Annotated in this window: 15 protein-coding genes; 12 read left to right on the top strand and 3 right to left on the bottom strand. The window is 32.2% G+C overall.

The window, feature by feature from the left end:
- Positions 1-265 precede the first annotated feature (265 nt).
- From spxA to PYW31_RS09360, 5 genes are all read left to right on the top strand, one after another.
- A complete protein-coding gene (gene spxA / locus PYW31_RS09380; RefSeq protein ID WP_040030144.1) occupies positions 266-661 on the top strand; it encodes a transcriptional regulator SpxA in 396 nt (131 codons plus the stop codon).
- A gap of 340 nt (positions 662-1001) precedes the next feature.
- A complete protein-coding gene (mecA, locus tag PYW31_RS09375) occupies positions 1002-1718 on the top strand; it encodes an adaptor protein MecA (RefSeq protein WP_046837362.1) in 717 nt (238 codons plus the stop codon).
- Positions 1719-1964: 246 nt separating this feature from the next.
- On the top strand, positions 1965-2960 hold the full coding sequence (locus tag PYW31_RS09370) for a competence protein CoiA (RefSeq protein ID WP_046837363.1): 996 nt from the start codon (positions 1965-1967) through the stop codon (positions 2958-2960).
- 48 nt (positions 2961-3008) lie between these two features.
- Complete coding sequence (gene pepF, locus PYW31_RS09365) at positions 3009-4817, top strand: oligoendopeptidase F (protein ID WP_046837364.1); 1809 nt, start codon at positions 3009-3011, stop codon at positions 4815-4817.
- A gap of 324 nt (positions 4818-5141) precedes the next feature.
- Positions 5142-5756 (top strand): NAD(P)-dependent oxidoreductase, encoded by a 615-nt coding sequence (locus PYW31_RS09360; RefSeq protein WP_046837365.1) that lies wholly within the window; start codon positions 5142-5144, stop codon positions 5754-5756.
- Positions 5757-5926: 170 nt separating this feature from the next.
- Here the strand turns inward: PYW31_RS09360 and yjbH are convergent, their stop codons facing one another.
- The 3 genes from yjbH to PYW31_RS09345 form a co-directional block, all read right to left on the bottom strand.
- On the bottom strand, positions 5927-6715 hold the full coding sequence (yjbH, locus tag PYW31_RS09355; protein ID WP_046837366.1) for a protease adaptor protein YjbH: 789 nt from the start codon (positions 6713-6715) through the stop codon (positions 5927-5929).
- A 17-nt stretch (positions 6716-6732) separates the two neighbouring features.
- A complete protein-coding gene (locus PYW31_RS09350; RefSeq protein ID WP_046837367.1) occupies positions 6733-7104 on the bottom strand; it encodes a truncated hemoglobin YjbI in 372 nt (123 codons plus the stop codon).
- A gap of 88 nt (positions 7105-7192) precedes the next feature.
- Positions 7193-7777, bottom strand: a complete 585-nt coding sequence (locus PYW31_RS09345; protein WP_046837368.1) for a CYTH domain-containing protein — start codon at positions 7775-7777, stop codon at positions 7193-7195.
- 185 nt (positions 7778-7962) lie between these two features.
- On the opposite strand from PYW31_RS09345, the gene PYW31_RS09340 reads away from it, so the two are divergent.
- The 7 genes from PYW31_RS09340 (at position 7963) to fabI (ending at position 14923) form a co-directional block, all read left to right on the top strand.
- Entirely contained in the window at positions 7963-8310 is a 348-nt protein-coding gene (locus tag PYW31_RS09340; protein ID WP_046837369.1) for a UPF0738 family protein, read from the top strand.
- Positions 8311-8326: 16 nt separating this feature from the next.
- Positions 8327-8962 carry a GTP diphosphokinase gene (gene yjbM, locus PYW31_RS09335; protein WP_046837370.1) on the top strand — a complete coding sequence of 212 codons (636 nt, stop codon included), beginning with the start codon at positions 8327-8329 and terminating at the stop codon, positions 8960-8962.
- 12 nt (positions 8963-8974) lie between these two features.
- Positions 8975-9784 carry an NAD kinase gene (locus tag PYW31_RS09330; RefSeq protein ID WP_046837371.1) on the top strand — a complete coding sequence of 270 codons (810 nt, stop codon included), beginning with the start codon at positions 8975-8977 and terminating at the stop codon, positions 9782-9784.
- A complete protein-coding gene (locus tag PYW31_RS09325; protein ID WP_046837372.1) occupies positions 9784-10638 on the top strand; it encodes an RluA family pseudouridine synthase in 855 nt (284 codons plus the stop codon). Before PYW31_RS09330 ends, PYW31_RS09325 begins: the two co-directional genes overlap by 1 nt.
- A 26-nt stretch (positions 10639-10664) precedes the next feature.
- Positions 10665-12050 carry a magnesium transporter gene (gene mgtE / locus PYW31_RS09320; protein WP_046837373.1) on the top strand — a complete coding sequence of 462 codons (1386 nt, stop codon included), beginning with the start codon at positions 10665-10667 and terminating at the stop codon, positions 12048-12050.
- Positions 12051-12060: 10 nt separating this feature from the next.
- Positions 12061-13899 (top strand): monovalent cation:proton antiporter family protein, encoded by a 1839-nt coding sequence (locus tag PYW31_RS09315; RefSeq protein WP_046837374.1) that lies wholly within the window; start codon positions 12061-12063, stop codon positions 13897-13899.
- Between the two features lie 253 nt (positions 13900-14152).
- The gene (fabI, locus tag PYW31_RS09310; protein ID WP_046837375.1) at positions 14153-14923 is read left to right on the top strand and encodes an enoyl-ACP reductase FabI; all 771 of its coding nucleotides are present in this window, start codon (positions 14153-14155) and stop codon (positions 14921-14923) included.
- Positions 14924-15090: the final 167 nt, after the last annotated feature.

The following is a 15090-nucleotide window of genomic DNA, read 5'->3' as shown; positions in this document are numbered from 1 at the left end:
TTACCTACATTATAACAGTATTTCATTCATTTGTAAGTTATGTTAAACTAATAGGCATACCTAAGAGTTCAGTCAATAATTATTGAGAAAAGTTATTATTTTAAACATTTTGAAAAAAATTAAGAAATTCTCATTTAATTTTAATGTTGAAAGGGTATACTATGATTGTAAGGTTAGGAAGCGGAATATTACTATAATATTTCTTAATCATATAAATAATGAAATCTAATGAATTATATTCATGAAAAATAGGAGAGTGAGATGTATGGTAACACTATTTACTTCACCAAGTTGCACATCTTGCCGTAAAGCGAAAGCATGGTTACAAGAACATGACATTCCGTATACGGAGCGTAACATTTTTTCAGAACACTTAACAATTGACGAAATCAAACAAATTTTAAAAATGACTGAAGACGGAACAGATGAGATCATCTCTACACGTTCTAAAACTTATCAAAAGTTAAATGTAGACATCGATGCATTACCACTTCAAGATTTATATTCAATTATTCAAGATAATCCTGGTTTGTTACGTCGTCCAATCATTTTAGACGACAAGCGTTTGCAAGTAGGCTACAATGAAGATGAAATTAGACGTTTCTTACCAAGAAAAGTGCGTACATTCCAATTACAAGAAGCGCAACGTATGGTTGATTAAAATAAATAATAAATACTAGCCATAAAGTGACATTTATTCATGTTGCTTTGTGGTTTTGTTATTTTAAACAAAGATGCAGCATCCTCCGTATATTTCAAAAACGAGGGCTTTAATTATTCAAGTATACATTAAACGAGCTGGATTGATGTGAACAAGAATGACAAAATCGCAACAGCACTCAAATATAAAGTGCTGTTTTTTTGGTTTATGCAAGGGGATATGTTAATATAAGAGACCGAATAGGAAATGGTAAAATTTAATCAAACAAATGAATTGTAATTTTTACTATATTCTAATACAATAATGATTACTATTCATCGACTGTAAGGAGTGAGATGATATGAGAATAGAGCGTGTTGACGATACTACTGTTAAATTATTTATAACATATAGTGATATTGAGGCTAGAGGATTTAAACGTGAAGATTTGTGGACAAATCGTAAACGTGGGGAAGAATTCTTTTGGAATATGATGGAAGAAATCAACGAAGAAGAAGATTTTGTTGTTGAAGGACCACTTTGGATTCAAGTGCATGCGTTTGAAAAAGGCGTGGAAGTAACGATATCTAAATCTAAAAACGAAGATCTTATTAATATGTCAGATGACGATAATGAACAACTTGATTATCAAGTCAATGATTTGTTGTCACAAACTTTTGATCAAGAAGATAGTTTAGAAGATTTATTTGAACAACGCCAACAGCAAAAAGAGAATGCACAACAACAAGAGCATAACGAACGTAAGCAACAAAATACGCGCACAGTTATTGTTAAATTCAATGATTTAGAAGAAGTTATTGATTATGCACATCACAACAATCAAAAAACTGATGAATTTGAAGATTTATTATATAGTCTTAATAATATTTATTATTATGCTATTCACTTTGATGAATCCGTAGATCAAGAAGCAATTAATGATAGCTATAGTCAATTACTTGAGTTCGCATATCCTACTGACAAATCAGAAGTATATTTAAACGACTATGCTAAAATTATTATGAGCCATAATGTAGCATCACAAGTACGTCGTTATTTTCCAAGTACCACAGAATAATTAAATTGAGTAAATGATTGAAGATAAATATAAGTGATGATAAAGCATTCGGGTTATAAAGCAATATTTTTATAGAGACCAATTAGATTTCAAAATCTAATTGGTCTTTTTTGTATACAATCAATTAGCAAAGATTTTAGAAATATAATGAAATTATGAGTCAAAACAGAATTTAAGCTGAAAGATATGAATATAGAAAAGTAATCATATGGGCTTAAACGTGTAATAGTATGGGGTGATGTATCAATGTTACGTGCTAAAAGCGAAACCAACTCAATTGTTCTAGCTAATCAAGCAGTAAAAGGGCTGAATTATATGTGCCCTCATTGTAATAGAAGTGTTATCTTCAAAAATGGTGGTATTAAGAGAGCACATTTTGCACATAAAAATAAAAGTGATTATTATTGTCATAAAGGAGAAACCTTTGAACATTATCAACTTAAATATTTACTTGCGCAATGGTTCGAGTATCATGCTATTGATGTTGCACTGGAACCTTATGTACCTCAAAGTTATCAATATCCAGATTTAATTATTAATCATACGAATGTAATAGAAATTCAATTTTCTCAAATACCGATTTTTCAAATTCAAAAAAGAACTAAATCATTATTAGCTTTAGGTTATAGTGTGATTTGGATTATCAAAAACCCTAATTACAATGAAATATTGCAAACACTAAAACTAAGTAATTATGAGCGAACATTTATTAATAATGATGAGCGTAGATTATTTGCTTGGGACGAGGAAACACAGCAACTGTATCAATATAGCGCATTACAATTTTTAGGCGGTCAACTCTATTTTGCTAAAAGAAACAAAGTCTCGATAGGGGCTTTAATACTTAAACCAGCAGATGAAGACAATAATCTATTATTCAAACTTAAACCAACAGCCGTCAGCCGTTATATTAAACAGTGCCGACTTAAACGCACTGTATTGGAACCATCCTTAAGCGTTATGTATAATTTACGTATAACGGAAACATGGGTATGTAATCATTTGGGACTGATTTTCCCCGAACAATTATATATCAAATCTCATCCTATCTATTGGCAATTACAATTGCTTTTCATGTTACACAACAAGGACTATAAAGCGCGACTCTTTTTAGGTTTAATAGAGTTTAATCCATTTTATATGGACAATATAGATAAAGAAAAAATCGTTCGAAAAGTTGTAAGACAATTTCAACAATTGTATGTTGCTACTGAAGTGAATAGCGTGCAAAATTTACTGTGACGTGAGAAAATTATCTTAAGGAATTTATTAGGAGGTTTACTAATTATTATGAGTCAACAATTAACAAGAGAAGAACAAGAACGTAAATATCCAGAATATACATGGGATTTAACTACTATATTTGAAAGTGATGAAGCTTTTGAAGCTGCTTTTAAAGAAGTAGAAAATGAATTAGGACAAGAGCAACAGTTTCAAGGTCATTTAGGTGATGATGCACAAACATTATATAATGCATTAGCTTTAGAAGATGAATTAGGTTCAAAATTAGAAAAAGTCTATGTGTATGCACACTTAAAACAAGATCAAGATACAGCTAATGATAAATATACGGGCTATGAATCACGTGCACATCAGCTTATTATTAAATTTAGTTCAGGTTGGAGCTTTTTAGTACCAGAAATTTTACAAATTGAAGAAAGTACAATCCAACAATTTATTGAAACTAACGATGATTTGAAACGTTATGCATTCGATTTAAAATTAATTAATGAGAAGCGTCCACATGTACTAAGTGCGGATAAAGAAAAATTATTAACAGAAGCACAAGATGCACTATCAACAGCAGATAATGTATATGGCATGTTTAGTAATGCTGACTTAGAATTCGAAGATGCGATAGATAAAGATGGAAACCATCATACGCTGACACAAGGGACATTTATTAAATGTTTAGAATCTGACGATCGTATTTTAAGAAAATCAGCTTTTGAAAATTTATATAAAGCTTATGGTGCGTACAATAATACATTAAGTGCTACTTTAGCAGGAGAAGTTAAAAAGAATGTATTTAATGCCAAATCACATAATTATAATACTGCGAGAGAAGCTGCATTAAGTAGAAATCATATTCCAGAAGCAGTATATGATAATTTAGTGAAAACAGTTCATGACTATTTACCTTTATTACATCGTTATACTGAATTGCGTAAAGAATTATTAGGCTTAGAGGACATGAAGATGTATGACTTGTATACACCTTTAGTTAAAGATGTGAAATTTGAAATGCCATATGAAGAAGCTAAAGATTGGATGGTCAAAGCACTACAGCCAATGGGAGAAGAATACATGAAGGTTGTTGATGAAGGACTGAATAATCGCTGGGTTGATGTTTATGAAAATAAAGGTAAACGCTCAGGAGGATATTCTTCAGGCGCACATTTAACAAATCCATTTATATTATTGAACTGGTCGAATACAGTATCAGATTTATATACATTAGTACATGAATTTGGTCATTCAGCGCATAGCTATTTTAGTCGTCAAAATCAGCCACCAAACTCAAGCGACTATACAATCTTTGTAGCAGAAGTAGCTTCTACGTGCAATGAAGCGTTACTAAGTGATTACATGGATAAACACTTGGACGATGATCGTAGATTATTATTACTTAACCAAGAGCTAGAACGTTTCCGTGCAACATTATTTAGACAAACAATGTTTGCAGAATTTGAACACAAGATTCATCAAATTGAGGAAGCAGGGGAGCCACTTACTGCGAACCGCATGAATGAAGAATATGCTGAATTAAATAGAAAATATTTTGGTGATTCAGTAGAAACAGATGAAGATATTAGTAAAGAGTGGTCAAGAATCCCTCATTTCTATATGAATTATTATGTGTATCAATATGCAACTGGATATAGTGCTGCACAAAGTTTAAGTCAACAAATCTTAACAGAAGGCCAACCTGCTGTGGAAAGATATATTAATGAATTCTTGAAAAAAGGTAGCTCTAATTATCCTATAGAAATACTTAAAAATGCGGGCGTAGATATGACGACACCTGAACCAATTGAGCAAGCTTGTCAGGTATTTGAGCAAAAATTAGACGCTTTTGAAAAGCTTATGAAAGCTTAGCATTGATGTATTCGTTTACAATATGACAAGTTTGTGACAAAGCATATTTATTTGAACTTAAAGGTTGAAAGGGGCATATGAGCGTGTTATATTATAAACATGAAATTAATCACATAACAAACATACCCCTTTGTTTGAAGTGAAAAAATTTCTCCCATCCCCTTTGTTTAGCGCCGTGTAATCAGACACGGCGTTTTTTTTATGCCTTTTTTAGTTATATTACACCAATCATCAAAAATGAATATCTATTCAGTTGACTTTAGATAGGGAAAGTTGTAGACTTAACTTGTATCTAAAATAAATACAAGGAAGAGGTTATTTACTATGAAAATTGCAGTTGTAGCAGCCAATGGCAAAGCAGGAAGCTTAATCACTAAGGAAGCAGTAGAAAGAAACCTAGATGTAACAGCAATTGTGAGAGGTAAAAATAAAACTGTTGCTTCACAAGTAGTTCAAAAGGATATATTTGATTTAACTAAAGAAGATTTAGCACCTTTCGATGTGATCGTGGATGCGTATGGGCAAGCCGACGTAAATAAACTAGATGAGCATAGTAAGACATTGAAACACTTAAGTGACTTAGTCAGCGGAACGAACCAACGATTACTAATTATTGGTGGTGCTGGCAGTTTATTTGTAGATGATGCACACACAATAAAATTAGTGGATGCACCAGATTTCCCTGAACAATTTAAACCTACGGCACAAGCTCAAACGAAAACACTTGAAGAAATAAAACAGCGTGATGATGTCAAATGGACATTTGTAAGTCCAGCTCCAGACTTCCAATTTGAAGGTGAAAAAACCGGTGATTATAAAGTGAGCGATGATGAAGTTATTGGAACTAGTGTGAGCTATGCAGACTTTGCAAAGGCTATGGTAGATGAAGCTATTAATGGAACACATATTCAAAAACGTTTTGCTGTATTTGCAAAATAAGCAGTGATAAAAGTATTAAAATCAACTATCATATAGTGAAAAATGATTTTAAGTATATGAGTCATTGATTCATAATGAAAAGTAAAAAGCTGTTAAGAAATCATTAGTCTAAATGATTTCTTAACAGCTTTTATTTAGTGAAATACCTACAATAGTAAATCTCCAACTGTTCAAATTTTAGATTTCCAAAATTTACCGTCCGGAGATTGAAGCTTTTCAATTTTTTGTTGTAATGCTAATTTTTTAAGTTCTTTATTCATAACTTTTTCAGGCCATTCATAAATAGTTAGCAACTCTTCCTTAGTAACAAGCTGTTGTTGTTGAATATAGCTCTCTAAACTAGGCGGTAATTCTTTTTCAATAGACGTGCCTATAAGTTCATTTATGATATACGTATAGATATGGTATGGGTATAAGCCTTCAACTTTTAATCCTTCTTCATGAACATCTTCATTAAAGAATACAAGTGTGGGTGCTTCTTCGATATCCATCTCTCGCGCAATGTGCAAATCAACTTGTAAACTATCTTTCAAGCAATTATTGTGCAAGTCTTCTTTAAACACTTCATAATCTAGACCCGCATTACTGATACAATTATTAACCATAGATTCAGTAATAATGTCCCGTTTAGGTATAATTTCATTTTGCACAAGGTGGATAAAGCGCTCTGCACGTAAACGGCCTTGAAGTTCTGCTGCCTTATAGGATAAAGCAATATTATCTAAATCAGATGTACTTTGAGCTTGGCATTTCGTCAAGACTCGTAATGATGGGTTGAGTATATGCCTTATACTGATATATTGTTTATATTCAATACGTAATTTAGAAAGAATTGCTGATAATTTAAAGCATTCTTTACTAAAAGGATCGAAAAATGAATAAATTTCAATCTTACTCACAGGTGAAAGATTTGCATCTTCACGACTATTAGTATTTATTAATTTTAGTTCTTCAGTCATGTTTATTTCACCTACAATTAATTTTCGGAATTAACCATGTGATTCGCTGTTAAACGTAATCTTTCGTATAAATAATCACCGACACCTAAAGGAAAATTTGCATGTTGAATTGCAATATACATATTTTCTAGCCATGCATCGCGTTCAAAACTTGTAATTATAAAACTTAAGTGACGTTTTTTTAACATTGGATGGCCATGCTCTTCAGAATAAAGATTTGGACCACCTAAAAATTGAGTCAAAAATTGCTTTTGTTTTCTGCTTGTTTCTTGAAAATCTCCAGGAAACAAATGATTAATTCTATCATCGTTTTTAACTAATTTGTAAAAATGATCTATCATTTCATTTAAGGCATCTTGTCCAATGATTTCGTAAGGTGTTTGCGTCATAATATCACCATATTCTTGTTAATGTATTACTAATATAACATGAATATTTACATATGGAAGTAATTCGACTTCTCGCACTTGCGCGCAATTAGTTTTTATTTAAATTTGATTTACGTTTGAAAAATCTTTGTACTTTGTTGTCAGGAGTTACATGAGTAATATCAAATTTTTTTAAGATAGATTTAAAGTTGATCAGCCCTTCATTATAATCAGTAACTTCATATTCTAGTTCATAATCTTGATAATCTAAGTACTTACTTTTGTCTAAGACAAGTAAATTACCTTGAACTTCTTTTTCTAATCGATCAGTTGTTAAAGCACCTAAAATAACGAGATTATCCATATCGATATCCATTTTAGAAAGTTCTGCGGCGATGTCTGTGGGTAAATCTTGTTCTGAAATCGTTTTATCTAACTCTGGTATGATATGAGTTTCGAAATTGTATTCCATTAGACCGATTTTTGATGGTACTTTTAAGGTCATTTCATAACTTTCATCTTTTACACGAATTCTCAAAGCTGACTTATGATTACGTAAATCAAACTGAGATGTATCTATATAGTAGTTGGTTTGGGTGAAAGGATGGTTGCCTTGGAAATATGCAGTATAAATTGCTTGGTATTGTACTTCTGATAATAATTGTTTGAACTCTATTTCGTTGTTAGTTGCCAAAACAAACACTCCCTTAAAAATATATAATAGTTAATTTTAAAGCACTTTCTACATAATTCAAATTGAATTGCTTTTATTGTGAAAATTAATTGAAAATTAGAGTATTGATGACATTTCATTAGTCTTGTAACGTGTTATGTACACTGAAATTATGTTAAAATAATGAGGAATAAGGAGGAACAAGCATGCGTATATATGTAAATGAAATTAAAATAACAGATGATAGTATTAAATGTTATACAGAAGAATCAACAGAAGGTTTACAAGAAGCAGGACAAATGCTTGTTGATAGTGATAATTATAGTTTTGCATATATCTTAGATAATGGACAATCATATTCATATTTAATATTTGTTCAAGAAACATGGTCTATGCTACATGAAAACAAAGGGAAAAAAATTATAATTAATGATAATTTAGAACTAGAACAATTCGAAAGTGAATTTAATTACATACTGGATAATATTCAGGGTAATTTAAACTATGGTAAAGAGTTCGTTTCCGTTGTAGAAGATACTTTCGAATTAGAGTGAAGCGGAGTGAGGCACAATGAATCAATGGGATCAGTTTTTATCTCCCTATAAACAAGCTGTGGATGAGCTGAAAGTTAAGTTAAAGGGACTTAGAAAACAATATGAGGTAGACGATAATGCATCTCCAATAGAATTTGTTACTGGTAGGGTTAAACCTATGACTAGTATTATTGATAAGGCAAATAAACGCGAAATTTCTTTTGATAGACTCCATGAAGAAATGTATGATATTGCCGGATTGCGTTTAATGTGTCAGTTTGTAGATGATATTGATATTGTGGTTAACCTTCTCAGACAACGTCAGGATTTTAAAGTAGTAGAAGAACGAGATTATATTAGTAATACGAAGCAGAGTGGTTATCGTTCATTTCACGTTATTATTGAATATCCAATAGAGACGCTCGATGGGGAAAAGAAAATATTAGCGGAAATTCAAATTAGAACGCTAGCAATGAATTTTTGGGCAACTATAGAACATACCTTGCGTTATAAATATGATGGCGATTATCCACCAGAAATTCAACACCGTCTAGAAAGAGCAGCTGAAGCAGCATTTTTGCTGGATGAAGAAATGTCTGAAATAAAAGAAGAAATTCAAGAAGCACAAAAATATTATTCTAAAAAGCGTGCGAAGAAGCATGACAGTGACTAGGGAGGTGTAATCTTGCGATATACGATATTATCAAAAGGCGATTCAAAGTCAAATGCGTTAAAGCATAAAATGATCAACCACATGAAAGATTTTCAAATGATTGAGGATGCAGATAATCCAGAAATAGTCATTTCAGTAGGTGGTGATGGCACATTATTACAAGCTTTCCATCAATATAGTCATATGTTATCGCGTTGTGCATTTGTGGGGGTACATACGGGTCATCTAGGTTTTTATGCAGACTGGTTACCACATGAAGTTGAAAAGTTAATTATAGAAATTAACAATTCGGAGTTCCAAGTTATTGAATATCCATTGCTCGAAATCATTATTCGTTATAATGATAATGGTTATGAAACGCGTTATTTAGCCTTGAATGAGGCTACTATGAAAACTGAAAATGGATCTACGTTAGTGGTTGATGTCAATATTCGAGGTAATCAATTTGAGCGTTTTAGAGGCGATGGTTTGTGTGTATCTACACCATCTGGATCTACGGCGTATAATAAAGCGTTAGGCGGTGCATTAATACATCCTTCTTTAGAAGCTATGCAAATTGCAGAGATTGCATCTATTAATAATAGAGTCTTTAGAACAGTGGGTTCACCACTTGTATTACCGAAACATCATACGTGTTTGATTACACCAGTCAATCACGATACGATTTTAACCACGATTGACCATGTAAGTATTAAGCATAAAAATGTAAATGCAATACAATTTAGAGTTGCCAATGAAAGAGTGAGATTTGCAAGATTCAGACCGTTTCCTTTTTGGAAAAGGGTACATGATTCATTTATTTCTAGTGGAGACGATGAATAATGAAATTTAAGTACCATATTACTTCTCCTGAAATGCTAAGAACATTTTTACAAAAAAATGATTATTCAAAGAAGACTATAAGCGCCATTAAACATAATGGCGCTTTATTAGTTAATGGACAAGCCGTTACTGTAAGACGACAGCTTGTAGTGGATGATGTGTTAGAGGTACACCTTAGTCAAGAGGTTCCGAGTTTAAATTTAATTCCATTTATACAACCATTAAATATATTATATGAAGATGAATATTTACTTGTTGTATCGAAAAGCGCATTTCAAAATTGTGCGCCATCTAAAGACCATAAACATGGTAGTTTAGTTGAACAAGTGTTAGGTTATTTTAATGATATGGGTCTTTCAATAACACCACATGTTATTACACGTTTAGATCGTAATACATCAGGTATTGTGATATTTGCTAAACATGGATTTATACATTATTTGATGTCTCAGACGACGCTAGAGAAATATTATTACTGTATTTGTTATGGTGCTGTAGAAGACGAGGCAATGATTGATGCTCCGATTGGAAGAGAGCCAACAAGTATTATCCAAAGACGTGTAGATAATAACGGTAGACAAGCGCAAACCCAATACAAATGTCTTCAACGATCGCCAAACTATAGTTTGTGTAAAGTACAATTACTGACTGGTAGAACGCATCAAATCAGAGTACATTTTCAGCATATTGGCCATCCTTTAGTCGGGGATGATTTATATGGTGGTGCACATCCTATTTATAAACATCAATTATTGCGTTGCATCCAAGTTTCTTTTGTGCATCCTATAACACATAAAACAATTGAAATTCATGATAAATATGACGCGATAGAATCTATATTTAATATGATATAATTTAATCATTCATGGAGGTGGGAAAAGTGGCCAATGAAAAAGATTCAATCGGTTTAGAGGATGAACAAGTATATGATCAAGCGTTACTAGATCGTTTACTATTCCAAAGTAATATTGATGAATTTAGAGACGAATTTTTATCAATGCACACATATGAACAAAGTGAATATTTTGAAGATAGTAATGAGGAAGTGCGTCAAAGGATATATGAAGTGTTATCACCAGAAGAAGTCGCTGATTTCTTTGAACAATTAGAAATTGACGAAGAAGATTATGAGGCGCTTTTTGATACCATGGATGCTACATATGCAAGTAAAGTATTAGAAGAGATGTCTTACGATAATGCAGTAGATATCATGAATCAACTTTCTAAACAAAAAATTGTTAGCTTACTTACATTAATGAACAAAGAAGATGCTAAGGAAATTAAAGCATTATTACATTATGAAGAAGATACCGCCGGCGGTATTATGACGACGGAATATATTTCATTAAAAGCAACGATGCCTGTGAAAGAAGCGCTCATGCACGTTAAAGAGCAGGCGCCAAATGCTGAAACGATATATGTCATATTTACAGTCAATGATCATAAGCAATTGGCTGGTGTACTTTCATTAAGAGATTTAATTGTGGCAGAAAATGATGCTTATATTGAAGATATTATGAGTGAACGTGTCATCAGTGCGAATGCAGCAGATGACCAAGAAGATGTTGCACAAAAAATGAGAGATTATGACTTTATTGCTATGCCAGTTGTAGATTATCAAGATCACTTACTTGGTATTATAACAATCGATGATATATTAGACGTCATGGATGAAGAAGCAAGTGAAGATTACTCACGCTTAGCAGGTGTGTCAGATGTTGATGCTACGAATGATTCAATATTAAAAACAGCAACAAAACGTTTACCGTGGTTAATCATCTTAACATTTTTAGGTATGATTACCGCGACAATATTAGGTTCTTTTGAGGATACATTATCTAAAGTAGCTCTGTTGGCGGCATTTATTCCAATTATTAGTGGAATGTCTGGTAATTCAGGCACTCAATCACTTGCCGTATCAGTAAGAAATATATCCACCGGTGAGATAGATGAACAAAGTAAATTTAAAGTGGCTTTAAGAGAAACAGGAAGCGGATTTTTTAGTGGGTTAGTTTGTTCTATTTTACTATTTATTATAATTATTGTACTATACGGTCAACCTATATTAGCAGTTATTGTAGGCGCAAGTTTGACTATTGCAATGACAGTTGGGACGTTAGTCGGTTCCATGATTCCATTAGTGATGAATAAACTGAAAATCGATCCTGCAGTTGCTAGCGGACCATTTATTACAACAATTAATGATATTGTAAGTATGTTAATTTATTTTGGATTAGCAACATCATTTATGTCTTACTTAACATAAGGGGGGTTATATGGAATTTGTATCACTCGTTGTTGTCGTATTAGCGGCATTTTTAACACCAATACTAGTTAATCGGCTTAGAATCACATTTTTACCTGTTGTTGTAGCTGAAATATTGATGGGTATTGTGATTGGTCATTCATTTTTAAATTTAGTAGAGCGAGACTCTATGCTAAATATTTTATCAACTTTAGGATTTATCTTTTTAATGTTCTTAAGTGGTTTAGAGATTGATTTTAAAGCATTTAAGAAAAATAAAACGCCTCAAGATCAAGAAGACCAAAAGAAAGAACCAGGTCATTTGCAATTAGCCATTGTTGTATTTATGTTTATTATGATTATTTCAATTATTTTCGCATATATGTTTAAATGGTTTGGTTTGGTAGATGATGTATTACTTATGGTGATTATTATTTCTACGATTTCATTAGGTGTTGTTGTCCCAACATTAAAAGAAATGAACATCATGCGTACTACAATAGGCCAATTTATCTTGCTTGTTGCAGTGTTGGCTGATTTAGTAACGATGATATTATTAACAGCCTATGGCGCATTACATGCCTCAGGAAACACATCACTGTGGCTCATTGGCATATTAGTCGTATTTACGCTTGTTTTTTACTTTTTGGGTGGTATTTTCAAAAAAGCCCAATTTTTACAAAAATTAATGGATGGTACGACTCAAATAGGCATCAGAGCGGTATTTGCATTGATTTTATTATTAGTTGCTTTAGCAGAAGGCGTCGGTGCGGAAAATATACTAGGTGCCTTTTTAGCTGGAGTAGTAGTATCTTTACTTAGTCCAGATGAAGATATGGTTGAGAAATTAGATTCATTTGGATACGGTTTTTTTATTCCAATATTCTTTATAATGGTGGGCGTAGATTTAAATATTCCTAGTTTGATTAAAGAGCCTTCATTGTTGTTAATCATTCCTTTTTTAATACTAGCCTTTTTAGTTTCTAAACTCATTCCAGTATTTTATATAAGTAGATGGTTTGATAAGCAAACAACAATTTCATCCGCATTTTTACTGACGTCAACCCTGTCCTTAGTGATAGCATCAGCAAAAATTGCAGAAGAACTAGGTACTATTTCACCAGAAATATCTGGTATTTTAATTTTAAGTGCAGTTATAACTTGTGTCTTTGTTCCTATTATATTTAAAAAAATGTTCCCAATGCCGGATGAAGTTACAAGACAAATTGAAGTGAGTCTAATCGGTAAGAACCAATTAACGATACCTATTGCTCAAAATTTATCTTCGCAACTTTATCAAGTTTCCTTATATTATAGAAATGATTTAAGCGATAAACGTAAGTTGTCTGACGCAATCTCTATGATTGAAATTGCAGATTATGAAGAAGAGTTATTAGAGCGTTTAGGGTTGTTTTCTAGAAATATCGTAGTTTGTTCTACCAACGATGATGATATTAATAGAAAAGTCGCTGTGATGGCTAAAAACCATGGCGTTAAACGTGTAATATGTAGACTTGAATCTAGTTCTGAAGATGAAGATTTACAAAGACAAGGCATTGAAATTTTCAGTAGTTATATGAGTAATAAGATCTTATTGAAAGGTTTAATAGAGACACCAAACATGCTTAATTTACTAAGTAATGTAGAAACGTCATTATATGAAATTGCGATGTTAAATCATCAATATGATCAAATTCAACTACGTAATTTCCCATTTGATGGAGATATCATCTTTGTACGAATCATTAGAAATAATGAGTCAATTGTGCCACATGGTGACACGCAGTTACGATACAGAGATCGTTTAATTGTTACTGGATCTAAAGAGTATGTTGATGAATTGAAACGAGAATTGGAACTTTATTATTAAATAAACAATACAACGATAGGTTAGAGTAAGATTTATCTTCTGTGACTATATCGTTGTATTGTTTTGTTTATGAAAGTATAACGATAAAAAAAGTATTTAAATATGATAATGATAGCAAAATAAATTGTTTAAACAATCAAACCAATGTTAAAATAAAGAATATTGGAATTGGGATTGAGCAAAATGAAGCGACAGCACATCAGAATAACTCGCCCAGTTGAAAATGAAAATTAATTAAAGGAGTTATTATTTCATGTTGAATTTAGAAAATAAAACATTTGTCATTATGGGTATTGCTAATAAACGTAGTATTGGTTTTGGAGTAGCTAAAGTATTAGACGAACTAGGTGCTAAATTAGTCTTTACATATCGAAAAGAACGTAGTAAAAATGAATTAGAAAAATTACTAGCGCAATTAAATCAGAAAGACCACCATGTATTCCAAGTGGATGTACAGAAAGACGAAGACGTTATTGATGGATTTGCTAAAATTGGTGATGAAGTTGGTACAATCGATGGTGTTTATCACTCAATCGCTTTTGCAAATATGGAAGATTTACGTGGCCGATTTATTGATACATCAAGAGACGGTTTCTTATTAGCTCAAGACATTAGTTCATATTCATTAACTATTGTAGCTCGTGAGGCTAAAAAACTTATGCCTAATGGTGGCAGCATTGTTGCTACAACATATTTAGGCGGGGAATTTGCTGTTCAAAACTATAATGTGATGGGCGTGGCAAAAGCAAGTCTAGAAGCAAACGTACGCTACTTGGCGCTTGACTTAGGTGAAGATAATATTCGTGTGAATGCAATTTCTGCTGGACCTATTCGTACATTGAGTGCTAAAGGTGTAGGCGGTTTTAATACAATCTTAAAAGAAATCGAAGAACGTTCACCATTAAAACGTAATGTAGATCAAGAAGAAGTGGGCAAAACTGCAGCTTATCTATTAAGTGATTTTTCAAGTGGTGTAACTGGTGAAAATATCCATGTGGATAGTGGTTACCATATCGTTAAATAATCCGTTTATGTTGTTTAGTCTATAATTGATTCATGAATGAGGATGAACGACGAGATAAATGGTTCGAAGGTATTTTTAAATTGAATTGATTTTCTTTAATATAAAACAGGTCACATCATTGAACAATGATGTGACCTGTTTTTTTATGCACTTTATGCTTTATACAC

Origin of the sequence: Staphylococcus succinus, assembly GCF_029024945.1 — a bacterium.
In the GTDB taxonomy this organism is placed as follows: Bacteria; Bacillota; Bacilli; order Staphylococcales; family Staphylococcaceae; genus Staphylococcus; species Staphylococcus succinus.
The sequence above is the reverse complement of the archived record's forward strand: the minus strand, read 5'-3'. Positions and strand labels throughout refer to the sequence as shown.